The sequence below is a fragment of the Microbulbifer weihaiensis genome (assembly GCF_048323715.1).
In the GTDB taxonomy this organism is placed as follows: domain Bacteria; phylum Pseudomonadota; class Gammaproteobacteria; order Pseudomonadales; family Cellvibrionaceae; genus Microbulbifer.
In genome coordinates this window covers 1-23,719 of record NZ_JBLWFL010000008.1, presented here as the reverse complement: position 1 = coordinate 23,719, position 23,719 = coordinate 1, and the positions used below count along the sequence as shown (strand labels likewise).

The 23,719-nt window shown below is 54.7% G+C and carries 22 protein-coding genes; 4 read left to right on the top strand and 18 right to left on the bottom strand.

What is annotated here, in order from left to right; all coding sequences use genetic code 11:
• Nucleotides 1–7: 7 nt before the first annotated feature.
• Nucleotides 8–883 (bottom strand): DUF72 domain-containing protein, encoded by an 876-nt coding sequence (locus ACNKU7_RS11485; protein WP_418297129.1) that lies wholly within the window; start codon nt 881–883, stop codon nt 8–10.
• Between the two features lie 133 nt (nt 884–1,016).
• Between ACNKU7_RS11485 and ACNKU7_RS11480 the strand changes: the two genes are divergently transcribed.
• Nucleotides 1,017–1,592 (top strand): GIY-YIG nuclease family protein, encoded by a 576-nt coding sequence (locus tag ACNKU7_RS11480; protein ID WP_418297128.1) that lies wholly within the window; start codon nt 1,017–1,019, stop codon nt 1,590–1,592.
• A gap of 238 nt (nt 1,593–1,830) precedes the next feature.
• Here ACNKU7_RS11480 and ACNKU7_RS11475 read toward each other — a convergent pair whose 3' ends face one another.
• The 4 genes from ACNKU7_RS11475 to ACNKU7_RS11460 all read right to left on the bottom strand — a co-directional run bounded on the left by ACNKU7_RS11475 (nt 1,831) and on the right by ACNKU7_RS11460 (nt 5,607).
• Nucleotides 1,831–3,036, bottom strand: coding sequence for a hypothetical protein (locus tag ACNKU7_RS11475; protein WP_418297127.1), 1,206 nt, complete (start codon nt 3,034–3,036; stop codon nt 1,831–1,833).
• Between the two features lie 31 nt (nt 3,037–3,067).
• Nucleotides 3,068–3,538: a DUF6942 family protein gene (locus ACNKU7_RS11470; RefSeq protein ID WP_418297126.1), complete on the bottom strand. Its 471-nt coding sequence runs from the start codon at nt 3,536–3,538 to the stop codon at nt 3,068–3,070.
• Nucleotides 3,539–3,643: 105 nt separating this feature from the next.
• Nucleotides 3,644–4,570 (bottom strand): glycosyltransferase family 2 protein, encoded by a 927-nt coding sequence (locus tag ACNKU7_RS11465; protein ID WP_418297125.1) that lies wholly within the window; start codon nt 4,568–4,570, stop codon nt 3,644–3,646.
• A gap of 554 nt (nt 4,571–5,124) precedes the next feature.
• Nucleotides 5,125–5,607: a hypothetical protein gene (locus ACNKU7_RS11460; RefSeq protein WP_418297124.1), complete on the bottom strand. Its 483-nt coding sequence runs from the start codon at nt 5,605–5,607 to the stop codon at nt 5,125–5,127.
• 276 nt (nt 5,608–5,883) lie between these two features.
• Here ACNKU7_RS11460 and ACNKU7_RS11455 point away from each other — a divergent pair, with 276 nt between their 5' ends.
• The 3 genes from ACNKU7_RS11455 (at nt 5,884) to ACNKU7_RS11445 (ending at nt 13,535) form a co-directional block, all read left to right on the top strand.
• Nucleotides 5,884–11,523 carry a choice-of-anchor U domain-containing protein gene (locus tag ACNKU7_RS11455; RefSeq protein WP_418297123.1) on the top strand — a complete coding sequence of 1,880 codons (5,640 nt, stop codon included), beginning with the start codon at nt 5,884–5,886 and terminating at the stop codon, nt 11,521–11,523.
• 32 nt (nt 11,524–11,555) lie between these two features.
• Entirely contained in the window at nt 11,556–11,792 is a 237-nt protein-coding gene (locus tag ACNKU7_RS11450) for a hypothetical protein (RefSeq protein WP_418297122.1), read from the top strand.
• A 75-nt stretch (nt 11,793–11,867) separates the two neighbouring features.
• Nucleotides 11,868–13,535 (top strand): Ig-like domain-containing domain, encoded by a 1,668-nt coding sequence (locus ACNKU7_RS11445; protein ID WP_418297121.1) that lies wholly within the window; start codon nt 11,868–11,870, stop codon nt 13,533–13,535.
• A 220-nt stretch (nt 13,536–13,755) separates the two neighbouring features.
• Here ACNKU7_RS11445 and ACNKU7_RS11440 read toward each other — a convergent pair whose 3' ends face one another.
• From ACNKU7_RS11440 to ACNKU7_RS11380, 13 genes are all read right to left on the bottom strand, one after another.
• Nucleotides 13,756–14,055 (bottom strand): YkvA family protein, encoded by a 300-nt coding sequence (locus ACNKU7_RS11440; RefSeq protein ID WP_418297120.1) that lies wholly within the window; start codon nt 14,053–14,055, stop codon nt 13,756–13,758.
• A 152-nt stretch (nt 14,056–14,207) separates the two neighbouring features.
• A complete protein-coding gene (locus ACNKU7_RS11435; RefSeq protein ID WP_418297119.1) occupies nt 14,208–14,594 on the bottom strand; it encodes a VOC family protein in 387 nt (128 codons plus the stop codon).
• 89 nt (nt 14,595–14,683) lie between these two features.
• Complete coding sequence (locus tag ACNKU7_RS11430; RefSeq protein WP_418297118.1) at nt 14,684–14,947, bottom strand: hypothetical protein; 264 nt, start codon at nt 14,945–14,947, stop codon at nt 14,684–14,686.
• A gap of 454 nt (nt 14,948–15,401) precedes the next feature.
• Nucleotides 15,402–17,723: a xanthine dehydrogenase family protein molybdopterin-binding subunit gene (locus ACNKU7_RS11425; protein WP_418297117.1), complete on the bottom strand. Its 2,322-nt coding sequence runs from the start codon at nt 17,721–17,723 to the stop codon at nt 15,402–15,404.
• Nucleotides 17,716–18,213, bottom strand: a complete 498-nt coding sequence (locus ACNKU7_RS11420) for a (2Fe-2S)-binding protein (protein WP_418297116.1) — start codon at nt 18,211–18,213, stop codon at nt 17,716–17,718. Before ACNKU7_RS11420 ends, ACNKU7_RS11425 begins: the two co-directional genes overlap by 8 nt.
• Nucleotides 18,210–19,523, bottom strand: a complete 1,314-nt coding sequence (locus ACNKU7_RS11415; RefSeq protein ID WP_418297115.1) for a cytochrome c — start codon at nt 19,521–19,523, stop codon at nt 18,210–18,212. Before ACNKU7_RS11415 ends, ACNKU7_RS11420 begins: the two co-directional genes overlap by 4 nt.
• 246 nt (nt 19,524–19,769) lie before the next feature.
• The gene (locus tag ACNKU7_RS11410; protein WP_418297114.1) at nt 19,770–20,060 is read right to left on the bottom strand and encodes a sll1863 family stress response protein; all 291 of its coding nucleotides are present in this window, start codon (nt 20,058–20,060) and stop codon (nt 19,770–19,772) included.
• A gap of 137 nt (nt 20,061–20,197) precedes the next feature.
• Nucleotides 20,198–20,401: a GDCCVxC domain-containing (seleno)protein gene (locus ACNKU7_RS11405; RefSeq protein ID WP_418297113.1), complete on the bottom strand. Its 204-nt coding sequence runs from the start codon at nt 20,399–20,401 to the stop codon at nt 20,198–20,200.
• Nucleotides 20,402–20,452: 51 nt separating this feature from the next.
• The gene (locus ACNKU7_RS11400) at nt 20,453–20,956 is read right to left on the bottom strand and encodes a GFA family protein (protein ID WP_418297112.1); all 504 of its coding nucleotides are present in this window, start codon (nt 20,954–20,956) and stop codon (nt 20,453–20,455) included.
• Nucleotides 20,957–21,062: 106 nt separating this feature from the next.
• A complete protein-coding gene (locus ACNKU7_RS11395) occupies nt 21,063–21,536 on the bottom strand; it encodes a DUF3291 domain-containing protein (RefSeq protein ID WP_418297111.1) in 474 nt (157 codons plus the stop codon).
• A gap of 124 nt (nt 21,537–21,660) precedes the next feature.
• Nucleotides 21,661–22,383 carry an alpha/beta fold hydrolase gene (locus tag ACNKU7_RS11390; protein ID WP_418297110.1) on the bottom strand — a complete coding sequence of 241 codons (723 nt, stop codon included), beginning with the start codon at nt 22,381–22,383 and terminating at the stop codon, nt 21,661–21,663.
• Between the two features lie 118 nt (nt 22,384–22,501).
• Nucleotides 22,502–22,846: a hypothetical protein gene (locus ACNKU7_RS11385; RefSeq protein ID WP_418297109.1), complete on the bottom strand. Its 345-nt coding sequence runs from the start codon at nt 22,844–22,846 to the stop codon at nt 22,502–22,504.
• 193 nt (nt 22,847–23,039) lie between these two features.
• The gene (locus ACNKU7_RS11380) at nt 23,040–23,510 is read right to left on the bottom strand and encodes a hypothetical protein (RefSeq protein ID WP_418297108.1); all 471 of its coding nucleotides are present in this window, start codon (nt 23,508–23,510) and stop codon (nt 23,040–23,042) included.
• Nucleotides 23,511–23,719 lie beyond the last annotated feature (209 nt).

Here is a 23,719-nt window from a genome sequence, read left to right as displayed (position 1 = left end):
CTGTGTTTCAGAACAGCCCCATTTGGGGCTGTTTTTCGTTGAACTGCACCACCGGCGCTTGCGGCAAACGTGCGTGCAGCATTTCGCTCCACAGCGAAACAAGCTGCAGGGCGTCCCCGTTGTCTGGCATATGGAGAAATACGTAGGGACGTAAGTCCTGCTCAATCCACTGTGCCACACGCTCCACCCACGGGGCCAGGTATGGCCTGTTACTCTCCAGGTCGGGATGGCCGATATAGCGGATGACCGCTGGGGCATCTACCGGCAGCAGGTGTACCGGGACTTTGGGCTTCTTGCGCTGGGCATCGCGAATGGACTCACTGTCCGGTAACGCCGCGAACAGTCCGCGACTGTCCAGGCAGACTCTAGCGGCTTTCCGTTCCCGCAGGCCGCGGTTAAGCGCTCTCTCCGCATCACCTTTTTGAAAGAAGGCCTCGTGGCGGACTTCTACTGAACAGGTCAAAGGCGGCGGGAGGTCGTCCAGAAAGTGCCACAGGCTGCCCAGATCCGAGGGGCCGAATGCCGCCGGCAGCTGCAGCAGGAAGGGGCCGAGGACATCCTGTAATGGGGAAATGATTTCCAGAAAGTCCCGGACTTGCTTTTGTGTCCCGGCCAGCCGCTGGTCGTGAGTAATATTTCTTGGGAATTTCAGCAGGAAGCGGAAATCATCCGTCACCTGCGCACGCCACTGCCGACATTGTTCCTGCGTTGGCGTCGCATAGAAGGTGGTGTTCCCCTCCACGCAATTCAGTGCCCGGGCGTAGCGTTCGAGAGGTTTCGAGCCCGCGGGCAAGCGGGTATTCCATGCTGGATGCTGCCACTGGGGGCAGCCGAGGAAGTAGGGCAGGGGCATTGGACTGAATGGGTAAACTCTTTCGGTCAAATTTAGTGCGAACTCACGTCGAGTCAAGTCTCCAAATTCATTTTTAAATCATTAGAATGCGCCCCCTTTCGGCCATTCAGATAACTGTGAACTGGCAATTCATTTTGATCTCAATGAAGTTGACTGAGGATCTATGCACGTATTTACCCTTACAAATGAAGCGACCGATCACGTATGGGTCGGCACTTGCCGGGAGGGTGTTTCTCCTGAAGCCCGCTTCAAGCAGCTCCAGAAGGCGCTGCCACTGGGTATTGACCATCCATTCTATCGGGAGCTGAAGGTATTTGGTCCCGATGTGTACTCAACCGAACTCTTTGCTGTGGTCGAGGATCGCCAGGAACTGGCAGAGATGGTTGAAGAAGCGCTGGACACCTACAACGGCAAGAGCCTGGTGGGCATCACCACCGTACTGCCGGGTACCACCAAATCTTCATTAGCCCCCAAGGCAAAGTCGAAGCCCCGTACCAGCGCCGCGAAAGTGACGGCCATCTCTGGCGCCCAGAGCCGTACCACCAAACCGGTGAAGGAAAAACTGGCCTCAGGCCGCACCGGCAGTGCCGCCCGCGAGCGCGCCATCAAGGCGGGCATCGAAGCAGAAAAGGCGGCGATGGCCGCCGCAAAAGCGAAGAAGATTCAGGAAGAGGCCGACGAAATGAAGGCGATCCTGGCCGGCCTGGACGCGCGGGGTTCAACGCTTTCCCGGCGTTGAACCGCGCAAATTAACCGCTGCTATCTCGCAGTGGGGGTGGGCTTGAGGGCCCACCCTTTAGCTTGCCGCATAGACTCCTTGTCTATCTGAAATTGTGCTTATCAGGCTTACCATCGCAGTGTCGGGTTGCCGATGGGGCCGGGGAAAACATAGCGCTGGTGAGGTTAGGGCGGCAGGCTCGGATCGGCATTGCCGAAATAATCGAGATCGAAGATTTCTCGGCGAGGCAGCCACGTGATTAGTCCGCAAGCGTTTCTTGCCAATGTGCAACCTTGAACTGCCTGATTTCCTGCAATAAAGCCTGTAAGTCATGTTCCGAATAGATGTGGTAGTTAATTTCCCAATGTTCGGCCAATTGTATTTTTGACTGAAGTGACCTTAACCAACCTTGTTGTTCGGGGTAGGTTGGAACAATTACGTCGCGTGCTTGCTCGCCTCCAGGAATCGATAAAGACATTTGTTCGCAATAGGGCTTCCGAACAAAGCTAAATTCCCAGCCGTTTTCCAACGTGATGTCCAGGCTTGACCAGGAAGAGAACTGGTATTTGCTGTCAAGCCAGTGTTGTACGTTTTTATCTCCCGTTGCTTTGGCAATCTTTGTCAGCTGAGCCTGATGCTTCTGGATACTGTTCTCCCGCTGTTGACCAAAACTGGCTTGCTCCTGAATCCACAGGGACATGATGTCTAAACATTGGGGAGTGCTAAAAAAGTCATGGGAAAAGTCGGCGTGTTTAACGGCAGCCAGGTGTTGAAGGTAAAGTGGTGCATCGGGGTCTACTGAGCTTATGGCTTCGGCGGCGGCCACTCGCCATCCGATACTCCAGTGCTGAGCAATTCGCTCAAGTCCTTCACGGAAAAGGCATAAGTTTTTCTGAGCGAATTCAAGTAAGTCCGGGTAGGTTATAAACAAGTTGTTGTAGTGCATCGCATTTCGATTGCTCGCTTCGTCTTGCGCGATGCTAGAGAGCTCTTCTTGTATCTGTTCATCAAATGCACTGCCATGATGCTCAGTGATGGTGCCGTAATTGAACGTGAGTAACTTTAGGCCCGGAACTCGAGGCAGTAGCGCGCGAATGATTGCTTTCGAATTTTCGATCTCATTTTTCACCAGGGCATAGAGTAAGGACCACATCGCACTGTTGAACTCGTGCTGTGCTCTGGCTTCGGGAGAGGCTCGTGGCCAGGCTTCAGCATTGACGATTTTTAGTTGCTTTTCGATGCCATCGTTGGTTAACAATTCTTCTAGGCAAAGCTTTAGTTGAAACTTATTGTGCTGATATAACGCGGTATTGAGGCTTAGGGACAGTTCGTGAAGATCGGATAGGTTCGACATGCTGAATAAATTTTCAAAAAAGTTCTTAATTCTCGCATAGCGCCAAAGCGCCGAAATTACGGTGGCGAGAGCGAAGAGAGTCGAGGAAGAAGCCGCTGAGATGAAGGCCATCCTGGCAGGGGTAGACTTGAGAGTTCGCTCCTTAATTTGCGGAATAAAACCCGCGTCGATTTAATGCTGCCCGTATCTGGCCTACTGTCGCATTGTTGAGCTGTCGGTAGTCCGGATAGGGCGTCAACAGTATTTGTCTTTCAGCATCGATGGCGACCACCGGTGCTTCCTGCAGTGGCACGGGGTTCAGACCATCGATGTCGAAACGCTCCAGATTTTCCTTTCCTCCGATCCAGTGCCAGGCACTGACGTTCATCAGGTGTGGAGCAAAGCACAGGGCCGTGTGCTGAAACAACGCATCGTCCCTGAACGCACGCCACTCTTCCTCTGGGCTGGCAACCTTGGCCAGTAGCGTCACGATTTTGCGCCAATGATTGGAGTTGCACCTGATCAGCTCGCCACTATCAGGTGCTTTCGCCAGTTGCTCCAGGCCATTCGGCCGGTGGGGGAGGTAGAGTACCAGTTTCGGGCTGGGGCTGCCGAGGTATTCTTTTTCAGGCATGGCATATTAGTTGAGGCTGTTGCGTGGGCATAAGAGGCGACCACTATAGCGAAATCAATGGCAGAAAAAACAGGATTAAAAAAATCAATTTTCTGCCTTGCGAAATTATTGATTGGCTTCAAAGGTTGGATTTTCAAACATTTTTTTATTTATATATATTCTTTTTAGCATGCCGAGAATGTACAGGATGGGACGCTCTCTTCTTCGGATGTTATGCAGTTTGTTAAACATGCTGCTTAAGGCTTTGCCGCCTTCCATTTTTGCACTTTCATATAGCTGCATTTGCTTTTTTCTGTTGTCCCTCATTCGGAGAGCCAGGCCTGTTCCATCTAATCTTCTGTCCCATTTCATCTTCCAGTCATCAATGCTCACGCAGTCGAAATGTAATAGTTGAATTAAGTCTGTATTTGTGAGTTTTAAGCCGTGGGATTTTTTGGGGCCATGAATTCCGTGTTTTCCTTTCGTCTTGTTGGAGATTCTCACGGCTGATTTCGACATCATGTGGCCTCTAAGGAATTCCCCTTCAAAAATAGCATTTGAGCAGCCTAGTTTTTTTGCCATTGAAATTTGTTTTTTTGATGGCTTTTTCTTGAATAAGGAGGGGAGGAATATATGGTCATATGTTTCTTTTTCGGCAACAGCCTCGAACAGGGAGAATCGAATGGCATCGGTCTTGTGTCGGCCTATAATTTGCTTTATAGGTTGTGATGTTCGAAGGAGCTCATCGCAATCGATGTGTATGAGCCAGTCTATCTTTTTTAGTGAAAGAAGTTCGGCGCCATGGTTTACATTGATGGTCTGCCGTCTTTCAATTGACTCGGGTCTTTTGCCAATGATTTTATGCCAATAATCTGATGAGCAGCGTACGGCTGTAACCTGTGTATATTTGGAAAAAAAATCTATGCCCTCATCATCAGGGTCGTCAAAGAATAGAATGATGTGGTCTATACCAACGTTCAAATGGTAATTGACGAATAAGTGCAACTGTAAAATGGGTGCCTTTACGGTTGAAATGATTCCGACAGTATTCATACTGCATCCTTGGGTGGCATTGAGTTCAGGTGGGGCAGAATCTTGGTGTTGGCTATCCCTTTTATATTTCTCGCACGATTATTTTCGTGTTTGGCGCGTTGGTGGAAGCGGGGGCCACAAAAGAGCACCTTCCTGATCCTGTATCGGACCGCATTTCGTGACTATCCTTGCCGGGTCGTTGGTGCGTCATAAGGAATGTACCATTTCGTTGCAAATTTACCAATCTCGGGAACACTGAATATTAGTTTGCTAAGTATCATATGATTGGATGGATTATAGCTATTGGAGGTCTGGGAGATTGTATTGCAACGGGATACTCTCCTCCGGTCTCCTGAGCGTTTTGTGGCGTCGACGTCCTTACCCTCAAGTGGCTGCCAGTTGGATTAGATGTCGCTCGAATCGAGGCTCCATGGCTGCGCAAGGGGTTGTTTGCAGCGAGGTCGTGATCGCGGAGCCTTAATACTTTATGTCGAGGCGCCTTATTACATCCAGGACGCAGCGACTTCGCAAAGGGATGTTCTCAGGGGGCTCGCTTAAAGCATGGGGTGTTACTTTTAAAGCAGCGCGCAGGATGACCTCGACTCCCGATAAAACGCCGCGATCAGTGAATAGCGCAAAAATGGCGCACAAGTGGTGAGGTAATCCTTGATCCAGTACTGAATATTATCGGCAAGCTCATCGGCTGCGGAATGCTGCGAGTGATCCGGGTCCGCGCTTTCGGAATTCATTTTTTCGACCAGCGACGAAAATCGGCATTGTACGATGTCCGGGGAATCCTTCTCTTTCGAGTCATCCGTTACGACGATGGTCAGGGTCGAATTCACGGCGTCCCAACCAAAAAGCAGGTATCTGGAGTCATCCCTGATGTTCCGGGGCAGCAGGGTGCACGCTTTGTCTATGCATGCATCGATCGCGCGCTGCACGCCGTCATCTGAGGTTTTCTCAATGGTGGAGGAATGGATTACGTATTCCGAGCGTTGTCCGGTATCGCCTGCCGGCTGGGAAAGCGTTTTGTTTTCAGTCCAGGTTAAGTTCATGTTGCCTCCCGGGATTTAATTCAGGGCTGGAAGTTGGATGCGGCGCTGATTATCGCGCAAAAATTGTTCCGCAAGTATGGCTGAGGCTTACGCAGCCAAGGGAAGGCTCCAGGGCCTGGCTCTGCGAACATTTATGTCATTACGATCTAAGTGTCTCACTTCCTTTTCTGTCCTGTCTTGTTCCCTAACGAAAAAGGTCTAGTTGTGATTTAAATCACATATCAGTTGGCGCATAATTGCACGCCAATAAATAATCAAAATTATGGAATCCCACCCGTGAAAAGGACGTGTTCTTTCGTCAGTGGCCTGTTTTGCCTGCTGCTCCTTATCCCGTTTGGCCACGTTCAGGCCGCATCGATCACGTCTTACCAGCTGGGCGGTGTGCTCTCCAGCGATCCTGCCGATGCAGGTGCCCAGATCGACGGTGACCGGCGCATCTTTGCCCAGGCCGTCAACCCGGCCAGCCCCGGGTTCGTGGTGGAAAACGGCAGCGGCCAGTGGGCATTCCCAAGTAGTGATGGCAATGCCACCAGCAACGTGTTGACCCGAGCCATCGAGATTACCGGTGAGCCAGCGCTGCTCGGGGTACCGGGGGAGGTGGGGTCCTTCGCCATCGGTGCCGGTAACGCCATCGAGGACCTGATCACCAAGCGGTATTACCACCGCCCGGTAATTTTCCTGCAGGTACGCGACCCGGCCCTCAATGCGGGCGTGGCAGTGGTGCCCGCGGCACCGCTGATGGCCTGGAACAAGTTCAAGTTTACGGTGCACACCACCCCGGGGTTCGAGAGTGCCGACCTGGAAGGCGTCACCGTGGACTACTTTGTCGCCGAAGAGGGCTGGCACCGGCTGGTGGATGGCCGTGTGCTGTTGGTCTCCACCGCCGAACTGAAAGACACCGGTTTTGCCGGCAAGACTTTCGAACTGGGGGCCAGCTTTAGTGATGCCACCACAGTTGTGCAGCTGCAGCGGCCGATGTTGAAGCGCTGGACCGCAGGTGAATACTACGGTATTTCCCCCGGTGGGATGTATATGGGGGCAGCGCTGGTCAACGGCTCTGGCAATTTCAGCAGCCTGCACCTGCGCCTGATGCGCGATGCGGATACCGAGGGCTCGTCCAGTGATGTGTTCGCCGGGCGTGTGGGCTTTATGGTGCTGGGCAATGTCACCAGCATGGAGCGGGGCTTCCAGATTGAACGGCTGGGCGTCAGTGTCCGCCATGGCAACCCGCTGCGCGCAGAGTTGAGTTACTTCCACAACCGTTACCACAGTGCGGCGACCAGCCCGCTGCTGAACAAATCCGGTTGTGGGGCGGACGATGATGTCGACGACCTCTGTGTGTTTGCAACACCACCGGTAGATACCTTCAGCCGGGGCATATTCGACACGCCTCGTCTCCCGTACGTCGATGCGGACTTCGAGCCCCTTCAATCAGTGCGGAGCTTCCGCATGGACAAGGAGGACTCCGAGTTCGGCATGAACGCGCATCCGCATTTCGGCTACTGGAAAGCTGAAGTTGCCGACGCGCTGCTGGCGGCTCCCGACAACCATTACACCGGTGGCAAGATCCAGGGTGCCCCGGCACGCATGCACGCCAATATCCACGCGGCACGGGGCTGGGACGATAATTTCTTCCAGTCGTACTGGTGGCTGTGGCTGACGCTCAACCACTATGACACCTGTCTTTTTGACGGTAAGTCCACGGCGTGTACCGATTTTGCGGCGTCGGACCAGACGATACTTGGCAGCAGCCAGATCAACTGGACCGCCTGGCATGAAATGGGCGATTTCTGGGATCACTCAACGGAGTCTTTCATCAAAGAGCATGGACTCCTGTTTCCAGACGATACCAGTGTGAGTCAAAAGATATTTGGCAACACGGATAAGGCCGAAGTGGACAGCCAAACCTGGCAGCACCGGATTCAACCGCCAGTATGGGCTGCCGACAAACTCGCCAGTTACCTCAATTATGAACTTCCGGGCGGTTTGTCGTGGGCTGTCGGCACTGCGTCAAGCAATATGGATCCTCTGGCCGACTTTCTTCAGGAAGCGCCGGATCTCTACAACTGGGAGCCATGGCAGATCCACGGCAGTATGGTCTTCTATCGGACCACCGAATTCTACTATGGGACATCGCATGAATACGGTCCTACCTCCTCGACCAGTTTCTGGTATCCCCGGCCGGAGGGCGCGAGCCGTACCCCCGAAATTTCACCGAAAGCCGCACCGCTGACCGGGCTTTTGCGACCGGAAGACTACCTGTTTGCCAATGTACCCTGGGGCGTGCAGGCCACTGACTTCCGCTGGGTGCGCTCGGCCAGTGCCGACGGTACTGACCCCGTGGTCGTTGCCAACGCACAGTTTGGCTACCAGGCGACCTTCGCCGACCAGGGGAAGTGGCTTGCGTTCTGCATGACCCGCAGCGGCGTCGATACCTGCTCCAAGTGGCACCAGGTGTCCATGGCGCCGGTGGCAAGCGATGTGAAGATTCTGTCGACGCAGGCGGTGCCGGTCAGCGGCTTGATTCTCGCCAGCTCTTACAGCTTTTCCGACCCCAAGGGCGAACGGGATGTCAGTGCCTATCAATGGCAGATGCGCGTAAATAACGGCGCCTGGCAGGATATCGCCGGTGCCACCGAAAATACGTTTGACGGCGCCATGGCTGCAGATACTGATATCCGCTTTTGCGTCACGCCGGCCACGCCCACGGTAACCGGCGTAATCGTGTGTTCGGGATTCCTGACCTACGACGATGACTTTGATGGCGACGGCATCGCCGACCGCCAGGACTGGGACGATGACGGCGATGGCCGGGGCGACGTTTACGATGCCTTCCCCTACGACCCTGAAGAATGGCTGGACACCGATGGTGACGGCATTGGCAACAATGCCGATCTGGATGACGACAATGATGGCCTGAGCGATATCGAGGAAACCACGCTGGGCGAGGACGGCTTCATCACCAATCCGCTCGACGACAACACCGACGACGACGGCTTCCTCGACGGCGAGGACCCCAGCCCCACTGATGCACTTAACCGGGACTGGGCTGATACCGATGGCGACCTGATCCACGACGACGATGATGAAGATATCGACGGCGACGGCGTGGACAACGCGGCCGACGAGGCGCCGTTTGTTGCCTGTGCCAGCAACGCCATCACCGTCACCAGTGATGCCGACAGCGGCCCCGGTACCCTGCGCGAGGCCATGGCCAACCTGTGTGCCAACGACCAGTTCTCCGACCTGAACGTGATCGACTTTGCCGAAGCCATGACCATAACGCTGGAGAGCCCGCTGCTGGTCACCAAGGGCATGAAGATCGATGGCGCAAGCCAGGTGACCATCGACGGCAATAACACCGGTGAACTGTTCCGCGTGCTGATGCCGGAATACCTGCCGGGTACCCAGTTCCTGCACCTGTCCGGCCTGACGCTGACCGGTGGTTATAACAATGGCGCCACCGCGGAGGCCATCGCTGCCGGCTCGGTTGGGTTCGGCAGCGTGGTCAATACCGTCAATGGCCGCTGGACACTGGTGGAGTTTTCCCTGATCGCTGACAACCAGGCCCCGGCCTTTGGCTCGACCTATGGCAGCTATACGCTGGAAAACAGCGTATTGGCGCGTACCTACGGCGACTTCCCGGCGATCGACCTGGTGAACGGTCGTGTGCAGCTGTTCAGCACTACGCTGGTCGACCACGAAAGCGGCACCCTGCGAGTTACCGGCGACGGCGAAGCGGATCTCTACAACAGCCTGATGCTGAACGGGGATTCCGGTACGGCCGCGTGCGACGTCAGCAACTGGATGCTGCGCGCGAACCGCTACAGCTGGGTCGAGGACAGTGCCTGCGGCGTCACCTCAGACGGCTGGGTATTCCTGGCGGACCCCGACAACAACGACTTCCGCCCGATCCCCGGCAGCGCCAGCATCGATGCGGGCGAGACCGGCGATCCCGACGCCTATATGGTCGATTTCCTCGGCAATAAGCGCATCAATGGCATCTTCAACCCGGAGCACCCGGATGGGCCGCTCTATAAGCAACTCGATATCGGTGCCATCGAATACGATCCCTTCGGCGACTTCGATGCGGACGGTGTGGCAGATTCTGAGGATGACTTCCCCAGTGACCCGACCGAGACCACTGACACCGACGGCGACGGTACCGGCGATAACAGCGATGCGTTTGTCGATGACCCGGCCGAGTGGCTCGACACCGATGGCGACGGCATCGGCAACAATGGCGATGACGACGATGACAACGACGGCTACAGCGATGAGGTCGAAACCGCGGAAGGCAGCGACCCGCTGAGCGACGCCAGCACACCGCTGGATACCGATGGCGACTTCCTGCCCAACAGCACCGATAGCGACGACGATAACGACGGTGTGGCAGACGAGGAAGATGCCTTCCCGCTGGATGCCACCGAAACGGTCGATACCGATGGTGACGGTATTGGCAACAACGCCGATGCCGACGATGACGGCGATGGCGTGACGGATGACGCGGATGCCTTCCCGCTCGATGGCGATGAATGGCTGGACTCCGACGGCGATGGTATTGGCAACAATGCCGATCCCGACGATGACAATGACGGTGTTGCCGATGACGAAGAAGTGAATGTGGCACCGGCCGTGACCATTGCCATCCGCCAGAACGGCGAGGCAATGACCACCGTATTTGCCGACGGCGGCCTGGTGCAGCTGGTTGCCCATGTTACCGATGAAAACCCCAACGACACCCACGTGTACGACTGGAGCCTGACCGACAGCAATCTGGTGCCCACCGACGGTTACAGCAGTGAAGTATTCAGCTTTGACCCGTCTGCGTTGTCGGAAGGCGTTTACCCACTGTCCGTGATCGTTGTCGACAGTGGTGAAGGCACACTGGGCACGACCGCCGAATCACTGGTGCACGTGCTCGCTACTGCGCCGGTGTTTGTGGCCGGTGACGATACCGATGGTGACGGCATCGTCGACAGCGACGAAGGCATTGTGGACGGCGATATGGATCGCATTCCCGATTACCTCGACCCGGTGACTGATGCGCATTTGCTGCCCGCAGACGGCAGTGGTGCGCTGTTGCAGGTGGAAGAGGGGCTTCAGCTGATCCTTGGCGATACCGCGTTTGCTGCCGGTAACGCACAGGCACTGGTCACCCTACAGGATCTTGCTGATCACGGTGGTGCAGCGGGCGGCGTCGGTGCACTGACGGAAGACGCCGGTTACGAGTATTTCGGTGGTGTATTCGACTTTATCGTTGCCGGTATTGAGATCGGTGCGAGTGCCCAGATCGTGATCCCGCAGGCGGCAGCCATTCAGGCTGACGCCAGCTACCGCAAATACGTCAGTGGCAATGGCTGGCAGGCGTTTGTGGAAGATGCCAACAACAGCCTGGCATCTGCACCGGGTGCACTGGGCGATTGCCCGGCACCGGACGATGTGGCTTACACCCCGGGGCTTACCGAGGGACATTACTGCGTGCAGCTGACCATCGAAGATGGTGGCTCCAACGATGCGGACGGTGTGGCGAATGGCAGTATCAAGGACCCCGGCGGTGTCGCAGCCCCGATCCCGGCACCCAACGTCAGCGCTGCAGCGACTGCCGTGGCCGACAGCAGCTTTGCGGCGGGTGATGGCGAGAAAGTGGTATTCGGGTTCGCTCTCACCAGCGACTCCACCGATGCCGAAGTGAGCCAGCTCACCATCGCCGCCAGTGGCGATATGAGTGAAACCGGTGATATCGGCGTGGTGCGCCTGTATCGCGACGACAACCAGGACGGCATTGCTGATGCCGGTGAGCAGGTCGGGGAGGGCAGCTACGACAGTGACGACGGCAGCATCACCTTCGAACTGCTGACGCCTTACCAGCTGCCGGTTGGCGAAACCCACTTCCTTGTCACTTATGTATTTTGATGCGGGCTGATATGAAACAGATTCAGAAACTAATGAAAAAGTCTCTTGTATTAGCTGCTTTTGCACTAATCGCCGGTTGTGGAGGAGGTTCCGGAAGTAAGGGCAGTGACGACTCTGGTAATGGTGGTGACGGTGGCAGCAGCACCGTTACCAAAACCTTTACCGTCAGCCTCGAGCAGGTACAGGTAAACCGGGTCAGCAATGGTGATCCGGTTGAGATAGATATCAATGAGGTATCGAATAGCGGTTCAGTGACCGTCAGCGAATAAATTTGGGCGGAACAGGCCGCCTGCGAGTCCTCGGCTTTTGTGCCGAAAATGCATTAACAAAATGGACGCACAATAATGATGAAATCCAAATATCTGCGTGGTGCCATCGCCACCGCTGTGCTGGTCGCTTTCGGCGGCTGCGGCGGTGGTGGTAATGGGGGCAATGAACAGCAGGAAGATGAACAGCAGGAGCAGGTCGCGGATACGATTGCCCCTGGCATCAGCAGTACACTACCTGCCAGCGAGGAGGCCGGTGTAGACCGCTTTGCGGTGATCACCGCGTTTTTTGACGAAGATATTCTTTCCAGTACCGTGGCAAATACCAGCTTTTCCCTCGTCGGTAACGGCCCGGTAGACGGCACCGTAACCTTCGACAGCGGAACCAATGAAGCCACCTTCACGCCTGACCAGCCACTTTCGATCCTGACTCACTACACAGCGACACTCGGCACGGGTATCACGGATCTCGCCGGCAATGCCCTGGGTAGCGAGTACAGCTGGCAGTTCACCACTGCCGACGGCACCCTGGCCACCGCCGCGGATCTGGTCCACAGCGAAACGGCTGGCCTGCTCAAACCGCAAGTCATCTACCACGACAACGGCGATGCTATTGCGGTCTGGTCACAGGCTGCGGATGACATTCAGCTATGGGCCAGCCACTTCAGCGCCGGCAGCGGCTGGGGCGCGGCGGTACAGGTGTCGACGGGCAGCCCGCTCCAAAACTTCGATTTTTCGCTGGCCGCCGATGACAGCGGCAATGCGCTGGTGGCCTGGCAACAGCTAGGTGCCGGGGTCTGGGTGAGCCACTACGACCGCGACACCGCCACCTGGGGCTCGCCAGTGAACCTGAACGATAAAACCACCGGTGGCGGCGCCCAGGTTGCGCTGGACAATAGTGGCAATGCCATTGCCGTCTGGAGCGAGGGGATCGGCATGGTCAGCGATATCTGGGCCAGCTACTACACCGCCGGTATTGGCTGGGGCAGCCCCGAATTGATCGAGCAGGGCGCCGGCTTCGCGTACGGGCCCAGCCTCGACCTGGATGACAGCGGCAACGCCATTGCCGTATGGCAGCAGGACGACGGCAGCGAGATGAGCATCTATGCCAACCGCTTTGTCAGCGGTGCCGGCTGGGGTACTGCCGCCCCGCTGATGGACGGTGCCCCTGAGAGCTGGGGTGCTGCAGTCGCCATGGACGACGACGGCAATGCCATCGCCATCTGGATTGAGGACAATGGCTCCCGCGATCTATGGTCAAACCGCTATGACGCGGTCGATGGGTGGGGCAGCGCGGTGCTGCTGGAAAACCACAGCGAGAATGTCGGCGATCCGCAGCTGGCCATGAACGACAGCGGCACGGCCATCGTCGCCTGGGCAAAATACAATGTCGATACCAACATCGGCAGCTATGCCAGCAAGCGCTTTACTCCCAGTGAGGGCTGGGGCCCGGAGGAAACCTTCGAATACAGCGGGTTCAGTTATTACTATTGCGACCTGGCCATCGACAATAGCGGCAACGCGCTGTTTTTCTGGGAATACGATGACGGTAACAACGGCACCCTGTGGATGAACCGCTACACCGCCGACGGTGGCTGGGCGACCGCGACCGAGCTGACGTCCATGGGTGACGATTGGGGGGACTCGAGCCCGGCCGTGTCGGTCAAGAGCGACGGTGAGGGCATGCTGATCTTTATTGGGGGTTCGACCACTGACCAGCAGGTTTGGACGCGGTTGTTTCAGTAACGACCAAGAGTTAAGTCGCGCACCGGGTGAAGCGTCCGCTTGTTCGGTGTGTGTCCACATTCCGACCCGGGAATCCACCTGCAGCAGCATGTTTTCTGATGTGTGAATGCGCTTAATTTATATCTTCGCCAATAACTTAAAAAGCCCCGCTCGAGAGAGCGGGGCTTTCTTGTTTCAGCTAGCGGCCTGTATTCGGCGACTTGTTCTCTGTGGCGGTTCGTTAGGCGTTGATGACGTTAATTGCCCACCGTGAGATGGCCCACAGTACCGCGAGCCAGATGATTACGATGACTACAGCCGCCGAATAACTTACAGGTTTCTCAGAGGCTGTTTTGGCTTGCTGCTTTGCAGACTCGATGACCTCAGGTGGAGTCAGGCGCACGATAAGCGCGAGACCCGCAGGGATAAGAATCAGGTCGTCCAGAAGCCCGATGACCGGGATAAAATCCGGGATTAAATCAATGGGACTTAATGCGTAAGCCGCCACCAGCATTGCCAACAGGCGCACCAGAAATGGCATGCGCTCATCCCTGGCCGCAAAATAAACCGTCAGGGTGAGTTCCCGAAATTTTCTCGCCTGTTGTTTGAGGGAGTGAAGCTTCATGGGTATGGTTGATTACAGTGCGCAGGAGCTGGTTAGGCTGTGTACTCCGGCATCAGCGTTGGCGGGCCTCATTGCCCCGCAGGCGGCTGCCACAGCTCCACCTTGTTTCCCTCTGGATCGATTACCCAGGCAAACTTGCCATACTCAGAGTCATCGATCTTTTCAAGTACATTACAGCCTTCCTGTTTTAGTACAGCGACCAATGCGTAAAGATCATCAACGCGGTAATTGATCATGAATGGGGCGGTGCTGGGAGCAAACTGGTCACCATCTTCCGTACCAATGGACCACACGGTAGACCCGCCTGTAGGCTTGCCTTCAGAGTCTGCCCAGTTAAACGCAGTCCCACCCCACTGCTGGACATCTATCCCGAGATGACGCTTGTACCAAGCCAGTAGAGCAGGGGTATCCTTTGCCTTGAAGAAAATACCACCAATGCCAGTAACTCGCTTCATGTGACGCTCCTAAGTCCATTATTCATGTTTGATGCTACCGCTGCCCAAGGGCGCAGGCTAACGATGGCGTAGTGCCGTCAATGGGTTCTCTAAGTTGTAGCTGTATGCTCTTCAAGGTCATTAAGCTTTACCCATTGAATAAAGCCGCGAATATTAATAATCAAAAATATAAAGTTACCTACAGCCATTCCAAGGCTGTCCATCCACGCTAACCCAAGAAATATCCATATCAAATTGGAAATGGCGAATACAATAAAACCCCATTTGTTTTTATTGCCCAACATGTAGGCTGCAAGCAGGCTAAGCCCAATTCCGATCCAGTCAACCAGGTAGTATTCGAATAAATTTTCCATAAATCTCAATAAATCTCTTAACTTGAGAGTGAATATCACCACACAAACAGCTTCCTTTCATTTGTACGATGCTCCTTCAGTGGTGCGGTACATTCGTCTCAAATTGCGGTATTGAGAGGTTGGTGAATTATTCGGAGAAAAGGTGAAACCTATGCCAGGTTTGAGCACTTTGGCACGTTGTGGGATATCACCATTGAAGTCCCTTTATGCGGATGGTGGTTTGCGCACTGCCAATACATAACTTGGGACAAGTGCTGTGCAGCACTGACCCGGGTTATACCCTAAATCAGGATCCAATTCAGCTATTAATTCTGATCGAGAATAGCTATTTAGAGTCACAGTGTGCTTCGTAGCGGCATCGCGATGAAGTCAAATTGGGGAAAGCGATACGGACGTTAAAAGTATTTCCGCTTTCTATTTTTCGGCCAGTATTAAAGTTCATTCAGGTGTGCATTTACCGTGTCTCATTTGGCGGCTGATCAGCTTTGGCCTTGAGTGCCTGCAAAATATCTTCTGCGCGTATCGGCAGTGTGCGCATGCGCACCCCAACCGCGGCAAAGATTGCATTGGCAATGGCCGGGCCGACGACCGTGGTTGCCGGCTCACCCAGCCCGACCGGGTTTTCGGTACTGTCGACAAACTCCATTTCGATTTCGGGCACGTCGCGCATGCGCAGCGGTGTATAGCTGTTGAGATTGGTATCGGCCACCTGGCCTTTCTCAAACCGCGTGCCTTCGTGCAGGGCGAGACTGACGCCCCACAGCGCCGCGCCTTCCACCTGCGCGCGGGCGCCATCCGGGTGCACTACCGTTCCGGCATCGGTCACCAGGGTCAGTTTTTCCACCGTGGGGCGACCCGTATTGCGGTTCACGTGCACACGGGCCACGCAGGCAGTCCAGGTGGGCATATTGCGCTCCTGGCCATAGGTGGTCGCCACGCCCAGTCCGGTGTCTACAGGCATGTGGGTTCCCCAGTCTGAAATTTCCCGCACACGACGCAGTACGTTCGCCTGCCGGCTGGCGCCGCCCACTGCATTGGGCGCAGACCCGGCGTTTTTACCCTCGGCCCTGAGCTTTTCCAGGCGGAAGTCGATGGGATCCTGTCCGGCTTTGTGGGCACCTTCATCCATAAAGCTTTCCAGTGCCCAGTTAACCCAGCCTGAGCCCACAGAGCGCAGCCACCCCGGGCGGAAGGTGTCCTTTGCGAGGTCGTTGGAAATGGCTCGCAGTCGATGACCACCCACGGAATACCAGTGCAGCGCACCCTGGATCGCGAAGGGATCGTACTTGCCGCCGGAGACACCATCGGCGAGGAAGGAGGGTGCCATAACTTCTGTAGGCCAACCTGCAGTGGCGTGGTGCTCCATGCCGATAACGTTTCCGTCGCCATCAAATGCCATACGCATCCGCTGTACCGAGGGTGAACGCAGGGAATCGAAGCGAACGTCGTCCTCACGGGTCAGCACCATTTTGACCGGCTTACCCAGTGCCTTGGCGGCGAGTGCTGCGGGCACCGCATAGTCGCCATTGAGCCGGCGACCAAAGCCGCCACCCAGCATATAGGTTTTCATCACCACCTGGCTTTCTTGCACACCCAGTGCTTTCGCCAGCGTGGGCAGGATCAGCGATTGCCACTGGTTGCCGGTATGGATTTCCCAGATGCCGTCTTTTTCCAGGGCCAGCGCGTTGACCGGTTCCATCTGGAAGTGCAGGGCACTGTGGGTGATGTATTCCGCTTCGATGGTTTGCTCGGCCTGCGCAAACGCATTTTCCACGTCGCCGTCGTCCACCACCACGACACCGGCGTCGCCATTCTCGATCAGCGCGCGACCACGATCGAGAATGGCCTGCTCATCCACATCCGCAGTCTTGCCCAGCGCCCAGTCCACGGCGATCTTCTGCGCTGCCCGATTCGCCGCATGAAAGCTGTCGGCGATCACCATCGCCCAGCCGGGGACCGTGTCGGAAGGATCTTCGAGCACGATGGTTTTCTGATAGCCGGGAATATCACGCGCCGCACTGTCGTCGAAACGTTTGACGCTGGTGCCATAGCGGGTTGGCGGGATGATTGGACGCGCATAGACCATGCCATCAACGTGGGCATCGAGACCGTATATTGCCTTGCCGTCGGACTTGTCTGGAATATCCAGTGCCTTTGTAGGGCCGCCGATCAATCGACGTTCGGCAGGGGCTTTCACCGGCATTTTCTTCAGTTCGTCCTCGCTGAAGCTGCGACTGAGCTTGCCGCTCTGTACCAGCTCGGCGTAACTGATCGAGCGATTGCCGGCGATTATGTGACCGTTGCGCGCGCGGCACTGGTCTGCGGGCACACCGAGTTGGCGCGCGCCTTCCTCGATCAATGCGGTGCGGCCGGCCGCGCCGGCCTGGCTCAACGGTATATAACTCTGCCACACCGACCAGCTACCACCTGTGACCATGTATCCCCACTTGGGGTCGCTGTCCACGTAGTTGAGTGAGACCTGTGCCCAATCGGCTTCCAGCTCATCGGCGACAATGCGGGCGAGGGCGGTGCCGATGTGCTGACCCATTTCGGCCTTGGCGATATTTACCACAATATGGCCGTCTTTCTGGATCTGGAACCACACCGTGGGCTCATAGGCGCCTTGTGCAATGGCGCTGGTGGGATCCGCGAGGCTAAGTGGAGAGCGTGCGAAGGCAAACGTCAGTCCGGCGCCCGCCATACCGACAATAAAACCGCGCCGCCCCAGATCAGGCGCGCCTTCATCCTTAGCGTCGCGTTGCAGAAACTTAAGCATGATCCGCCCCCGGCATGTTTTCAGTGGCATCGGCACGCATGCGACTGGCGGCCAGTTTGATGGCCTTGCGAATACGCACATAGGCCATACAGCGGCACAGGTTGCCACTCATCACCTGGTCGATTTGCTCATCCGTGGGGTCGGGGAAGTCTTTCAGCATGGCCGCTGCCTGCATAATCTGGCCGGGCTGGCAGTAACCACATTGGGGCGTCTGCGTTTCTACCCAGGCCTGGATCAGCGGGTGCCCAGCGCCCTGTGACAGGCCCTCGATCGTCGTGACCTTGGTCCCTGCAACGCTGCTCACCGGTGTAATACACGAACGCACCGCGCGACCGTTAACGTATACGGTGCAGGCACCACACAAGCCGATGCCGCAGCCAAATTTGGTGCCGGTGTGGCCGATATCGTCGCGGATGACCCACAGTAGCGGCGTATCCTCCGCGACATCCACAGCCACTGCCTCGCCATTGACCTGGAACTTGATGCTCATTGGTTCTCTCCCAGCCGTGACGTGTTGTCATTGCCCAATTGCTGGCGCAGCGCTTTCAGACGCTTTTCTACATCCTTCCACGGTGGTAAATCCGCGCGCTGGCGCAGGAAATCCGCAAGGCTCGCAATGTCTTCATCCTTCAGCACCGCAAAATCCGGCATCACGATGCCGGGCGTGCCCTCACTGGCCGGTACACCCTGCAACAGCACACGCAGCAGGTTGGTGGGGTCGCTGGCAGTGATGGCACTGTTCAGGCTCAGTTCTGCACGCAGCGCAAGGGGCGCGCCCGCAGCATTGAAGTGACAGCCGGCGCACGCCGTGATGTAGAGATGCTCCCCATGGCTGCGTACACGATGGGTACGCTGCTGCGCGGCATCCATCATTTGGCGCGCTTGCTCGCTGGCCGCATTGGTGTCTTGCGGCCCGCCGAGTGAAGCCAGATAGATAGCGAGCGCACGGATATCTTCGTCCGGCGCCTTTCGTAATCCTTTGTGAACCACTTCGCCCATCGATCCCACAGCGACACCCTGGTAGTCCGTCTGCCCGTCGCGCAGATAGCGGTAGAGTGAATTGGTATCCCAGTGTACTGGCACCGGCTGCTGGGCGTTCAGTGCTGGCGCATACCAGTTGTCGATCAGCGCGCCGGCGTAGGCTCTGTCTTTTTGTTCCGCGCCGAAGGCATTGCGCGGCGAGTGGCAGGCAGTACAGTGGCCGGCGCCTTCTGCGAGATAGGCACCGCGGTTCCACGCATCACTCTGCTGCGGATCGGGCTGCAACGGCTTCCCATCGAAAAACAGCAGTTGCCATCCCCATTGCAAAAATCGCAGATTGAAAGGAAAGTGCATCGCGTTTTCAGGTGGCGTATAGGCAGCAGGCTCGCGGGACATCAGGTACGCGTATAGCGCATCCAGATCTTCATCCGACAGGTTTTTGTAATGTGTATAGGGAAACGCGGGATACAGATAGTTGCCATTACGCGCAACACCTTTGCGCATCGCCCGTACAAACGCGTCCCGCGACCAGCGCCCAATGCCGTGCTGCGGATGTGGCGTGATATTGGTGGAATAGAGCGTGCCGAACCCGGTAGAGAAGTCCCGGCCGCCGGCATAGGGTTCGTCTTCGTCCGTGGTATGGCACGTGGCGCAGTTACCAATGCCGGCCACTATTTCGCCGCGCGCTACTTGCTCAGCGCTGAAAGAGGAGGGCGCTACGGGATCTACTTCAGCAATAGAAGGCTGGTGTGTCAGAAAGAATAGTGCGGCGAGGATGATCGCTACTACAACAAGCGCAGCAGTCAGGGTTTTTCCCATATCGAAGCCTCTGGCAGTCAATGGTCACTGCACCGCGGTTATTCTTGGGGGGGTAGCGCTGGCACAGTGCTGGGGGAATTCAGAAAATCAGTCACTGTATAGCAGTTTGCCAGACAGGCTTCGTTGTTATCGCCCGCTAAAACCATTGTTGGCGGCAGCATCGTCAATTGTCGGGTTATTCGATACGACGATGCGCCGCTTGCGGAGTTTACCGGCCATTCCATTCATCTGATTGCCGGATCGCCACTACTTCTTAAATTTAGACGCCGCATCACTGAACGCTTGTTTCAACGAGTCCCAGGCAGAATCCATGCCCTCTTTGACCGACTCCCAGGCGTCTTCACTGGCGTCTTCTATTTCCGCTAACTTGGCTTTTCCTTCGTCAATCTTGCTGTCCAGCTTTTCAATCTGCTCGTTCAAATCTCGTTTGCTGTCGGCACTCGCTTCCGAGGCCTTGGCCTTAAGCTTGTCCAGCTCCGCTTTCCACTGATCCAGCTGAGCCTCTTTTTTCTGCTTATACAGTTCCTTGTCGTTCATTGCCTCTTCCTTGTCCAGGGGGTTCGCCATACCGGGAGACAGTGTAGCAATGATCCGCACCGTGCCATCGCTAGGGCCACGAGATATCCTGGGTCCGAAGTAGCCTCACTGTTTTTTTGAGTGCGCTTGTATGTTGGCTACCCACAACAGCTTTTTCCTTGCTGAATTGGCGGACACCTTACAGTGCCATATGAGCAGAAAACGCAGCAATCACCAGGTTTTGGTTTAAGCAGCGTGTGGCACTGCTCACACTCATAAAAGAAGATGCAACAGTTTGTGGGCATGACCTCAGTCTTCTGATGTTGGCACTTGGGGCACGTAATAATCGACTCAAGAATCATGTCTACCCTAAACCCTGTTTTACAAATAGTAACGAAAGAATAAATACCGCATCATCCCTCGGATGAGTTGCCTTGCATGGCTTTAATGGCACGCTTGTACCTCACGATACTCGGCTCTGGCCAGTACTTACTTCTTTGATAGTACTCTTCCATAACAGGCACAGAGTTATCGAGTTTCACCCAGGTTTGCTTTGTCGACGTGAATATGTGTATGTCTGGTGGACAGGCGTCAGGGTTGTCGAGTGTCCCTACACGAATAAAGCGCACAGCATCTTTTGCCGCACCGTAATTACTCCAAAGCGCAGTTTTACACGAAGGGCAACGGCTAATTGTTTGGCCAATGCCGCTGTTACTTGGAACATCATTTTTTTCTGGGTAGCCTTGGATTAATTGAACCTTATCAGATTCAATAAGTGCATTGACTGCAAACGCCGAGCCGGTTTCCCTTTGGCACCAGGTGCAATGGCAGCAATGTACGAACATTGGATCTGCGGTCAGTGCATACTCGATTTCTCCACAAGTGCACCTGCCCTTAGTTCTCTTTTTCTCATTCATTTGCAATTTCGGCCATTTGGGTGGGAACCTATAAGTCGTCTCACGGCGCCCAGGAGGGCCGGAAACTTGCTATCGTTGATTATGAGGAGGCTGGACATTCGCCGCCCTAAGTTTGGGCTGGCACAGTGGCGATTTTTTCAGGAGCCGGGAATGCCTTTTTGAAAGTAAATGCCTCCGCAGTTGGGCCATTCTCCCGAAGGACATCAAGCTTTTTCGCTGCTTCTTCGATTGACGGAATATGGCCGACAGGTACCCACCAGAGCACCATGTAGGCCTCACTCATTTTTTGAAACCACTCTTTCTTCCGGCGCATGATCTCGACGTGAGCAGATCGATAGACATAATCATGCAGAGCCTTGTCCGACTCCCAGACGGAGAGATTCACAATCTTTTCGGGGCCAAAATAATCAATGCCAGTAGCATCCCCATCCTCAGTTTGAAGTCTCCAAACGAATCCAGGGGAAGTTTCTGCTAACGCATTGATTCGATCCAAATTCGCGACAAAATCCACAAGCTGCGGAGAATCAATTGGGGCTGCCAGCGTAGCAATGTTGAGTTGTGCAATCTGAAAATTACTCACGGTTTCCTCCCTGGAAATGCTTGACGTCGCCAGCAGGAGCCACTTACATTTCACGCGTTGTGCGAAAAAATGGGAGCGTGGCGAGCGCGTATAACGTGTGATATCGGCCTGCTGTGCATTTCTATCAAGCGGTGCCCGGCTGGGCTTCGATCTCTTTAAAAATACTAATGAATTCCGAAAGCCCTTCGTCTTCAGCTAGCCCCGCATGACTGGCTTGAGGAGAAATACGAAATTCCGACCTGGGTAACTTCTCTGCCAGGTCGCGAATACTCTCAATAGGAGCATTTTCATCTTCTTCACCGTGGTGGATATACACGATTGGTGAATTCTGAAATTCAATAGACTCCCATGAACCAAGCAGAACTTTAAAATCGGACCACGCACCATGGGCTAGATCTTTTGAAAGCCTCAATGAGGTTAGGAACACCATTGCGGAGCTATAGTTGCCAGTTTTATAAAGCTCCAAGAGCTGTAACGTAGGAGGTGATTTAACTTTCTCTACGAAAATGGTCGGAGTACCCATAGATGCTATAAGATAGCAAGAGCGAACGACATTAGCATTCTTAGTCGAGAAATGGATTGCGAATGGACCGCCTCCGCTCCCACAAATAACATGGCACTTGTTGATTTCGTGGTTTTTTAAATACAGTGTCGTTCTTTCCGAACATTGGGCGAATGATGGATTATGATCAAATTCATCGTGCCAAGGACGGGTGGGGCAAATCAGCCGAATACCAAATCTACTCGCAAGATCAGAAAACTCTTGGCCAGAATCACCTTTTTGTGGCGTTCCCATAAAGAAAACGACTGGTACACCTTCGGAATCTCCGAATTCATGGACTTTCACATTTTCTCCTCGAAGTGCTAACGCCGTGCGCAGCCGCCGCCGGAATGGAGCCGCTTTGTGCTAGCGTAGCGTACAGTACAAAGCGAGCGGAGTGTAGGCGGTCGGATGCAGCAACTTGTTAGGCACTTTCCACCACCCATACTATGTAAGTAGCGACGAAGATTAACGGCGAAAATACGATAATGCGACAGCTAAGGATGAATGCACTGTTAAGTTTTCTGTAAACGCCACAACTTTCGATATCGGCACTACGAAATAGTAGTAGTGCAAACACCGACAATACCCAACTCAATGTTGCCGCTGGGAAAGCTGTTTGCATAAAGAGCATGATGCTAACCGCCCCACCATGTTCTGCTTCCTGATTAATAGCCTCATCAAGACGAATAATTGGGGCTACAGAAAATGCTAATGCTCCAATAAAACTGATAATTGAGATGGAGCAAAGTATATACAGTGATCTCATATTGACTTGCTGCCTAACGCCCAGCACAGGCGCAGCCAGCGCGGAGCGCCTTTTGTGTTAATGTTTGAGTGCCAGCGAGTAACACAAATAGTCCGTAGCGGTGGCTGTCGCTCTGCCGCTGCTTGTTCGGCACGCGATTTTCAGGAAGTATTCTGATATCACTGGGCTGCCTACTACCCATTCATTGAGCTATTCATCTACTCTGGAAATATTTATCGCCTTTCAGAAGCTCTTCAGACAAGATTTCGTTTATGGCTGCATACATAGATTCTAAGAATTTTTTATAGTTTGGAGGATAAGAGCACGCGCCTAAGCTATAGTTTGATTTATCTGAAATCACTACCGACAAACTTGCGTAGCCCCCGTGACACCATTCATCTTGATAATCATTCTCCCAGCTTAACACGCCATACTTTTTAAGAAGATTAATTAATAAGGTTCGATCTTTATTCTCTAACTTGACTGTTCTCCAGTCGAGAAAAACTGCAGTGTCTTCCTTCTGTGGATACACAATTACAAGCACTTCATTTCCTGCAATGCTGACTTGCTCTAAGACCTCGATACCATCATTGATGTACAACAGCTCATTGAAAAACTTAAGTTCTTCTGCCTTCGCGGAAACTACGAACACCCAACTCAGCGATAGTATTCCAAGCCACTTCATATTCGTATGCCTAACGCCCGCAACAGGGGCGGACAATGCTGTGCATGTTTTGTGCAAACTTTGGAGCGCAGCGACCGCACAAAATATGCACAGCGTTGGCCGTCCCTTTGCTTGCGCTTGTATGGCCTAATCCCCCAAATATTCGGTAAGGTGAGACCCGTAACTTACCACCATAAGTTACCGGCCCGGCAGCCCGATGAGCGATAGGT

Bases quoted from the DNA above. Each gene is read 5' to 3' on its own strand.
- ACNKU7_RS11450 (WP_418297122.1), top strand. From the start codon at position 11,556: ATGAAAAAGTCTCTTGTATTAGCTGCTTTTGCACTAATCGCCGGTTGT.
- ACNKU7_RS11425 (WP_418297117.1), bottom strand. From the start codon at position 17,723: ATGCTTAAGTTTCTGCAACGCGACGCTAAGGATGAAGGCGCGCCTGAT.
- ACNKU7_RS11480 (WP_418297128.1), top strand. From the start codon at position 1,017: ATGCACGTATTTACCCTTACAAATGAAGCGACCGATCACGTATGGGTC.
- ACNKU7_RS11435 (WP_418297119.1), bottom strand. From the start codon at position 14,594: ATGAAGCGAGTTACTGGCATTGGTGGTATTTTCTTCAAGGCAAAGGAT.
- ACNKU7_RS11475 (WP_418297127.1), bottom strand. From the start codon at position 3,036: ATGGCCTTCATCTCAGCGGCTTCTTCCTCGACTCTCTTCGCTCTCGCC.
- ACNKU7_RS11440 (WP_418297120.1), bottom strand. From the start codon at position 14,055: ATGCCATTTCTGGTGCGCCTGTTGGCAATGCTGGTGGCGGCTTACGCA.
- ACNKU7_RS11415 (WP_418297115.1), bottom strand. From the start codon at position 19,523: ATGGGAAAAACCCTGACTGCTGCGCTTGTTGTAGTAGCGATCATCCTC.
- ACNKU7_RS11430 (WP_418297118.1), bottom strand. From the start codon at position 14,947: ATGGAAAATTTATTCGAATACTACCTGGTTGACTGGATCGGAATTGGG.
- ACNKU7_RS11405 (WP_418297113.1), bottom strand. From the start codon at position 20,401: ATGATTCTTGAGTCGATTATTACGTGCCCCAAGTGCCAACATCAGAAG.
- ACNKU7_RS11385 (WP_418297109.1), bottom strand. From the start codon at position 22,846: ATGAGATCACTGTATATACTTTGCTCCATCTCAATTATCAGTTTTATT.
- ACNKU7_RS11410 (WP_418297114.1), bottom strand. From the start codon at position 20,060: ATGAACGACAAGGAACTGTATAAGCAGAAAAAAGAGGCTCAGCTGGAT.
- ACNKU7_RS11470 (WP_418297126.1), bottom strand. From the start codon at position 3,538: ATGCCTGAAAAAGAATACCTCGGCAGCCCCAGCCCGAAACTGGTACTC.
- ACNKU7_RS11380 (WP_418297108.1), bottom strand. From the start codon at position 23,510: ATGAAGTGGCTTGGAATACTATCGCTGAGTTGGGTGTTCGTAGTTTCC.
- ACNKU7_RS11420 (WP_418297116.1), bottom strand. From the start codon at position 18,213: ATGAGCATCAAGTTCCAGGTCAATGGCGAGGCAGTGGCTGTGGATGTC.
- ACNKU7_RS11460 (WP_418297124.1), bottom strand. From the start codon at position 5,607: ATGAACTTAACCTGGACTGAAAACAAAACGCTTTCCCAGCCGGCAGGC.
- ACNKU7_RS11465 (WP_418297125.1), bottom strand. From the start codon at position 4,570: ATGAATACTGTCGGAATCATTTCAACCGTAAAGGCACCCATTTTACAG.
- ACNKU7_RS11445 (WP_418297121.1), top strand. From the start codon at position 11,868: ATGATGAAATCCAAATATCTGCGTGGTGCCATCGCCACCGCTGTGCTG.
- ACNKU7_RS11400 (WP_418297112.1), bottom strand. From the start codon at position 20,956: ATGAATGAGAAAAAGAGAACTAAGGGCAGGTGCACTTGTGGAGAAATC.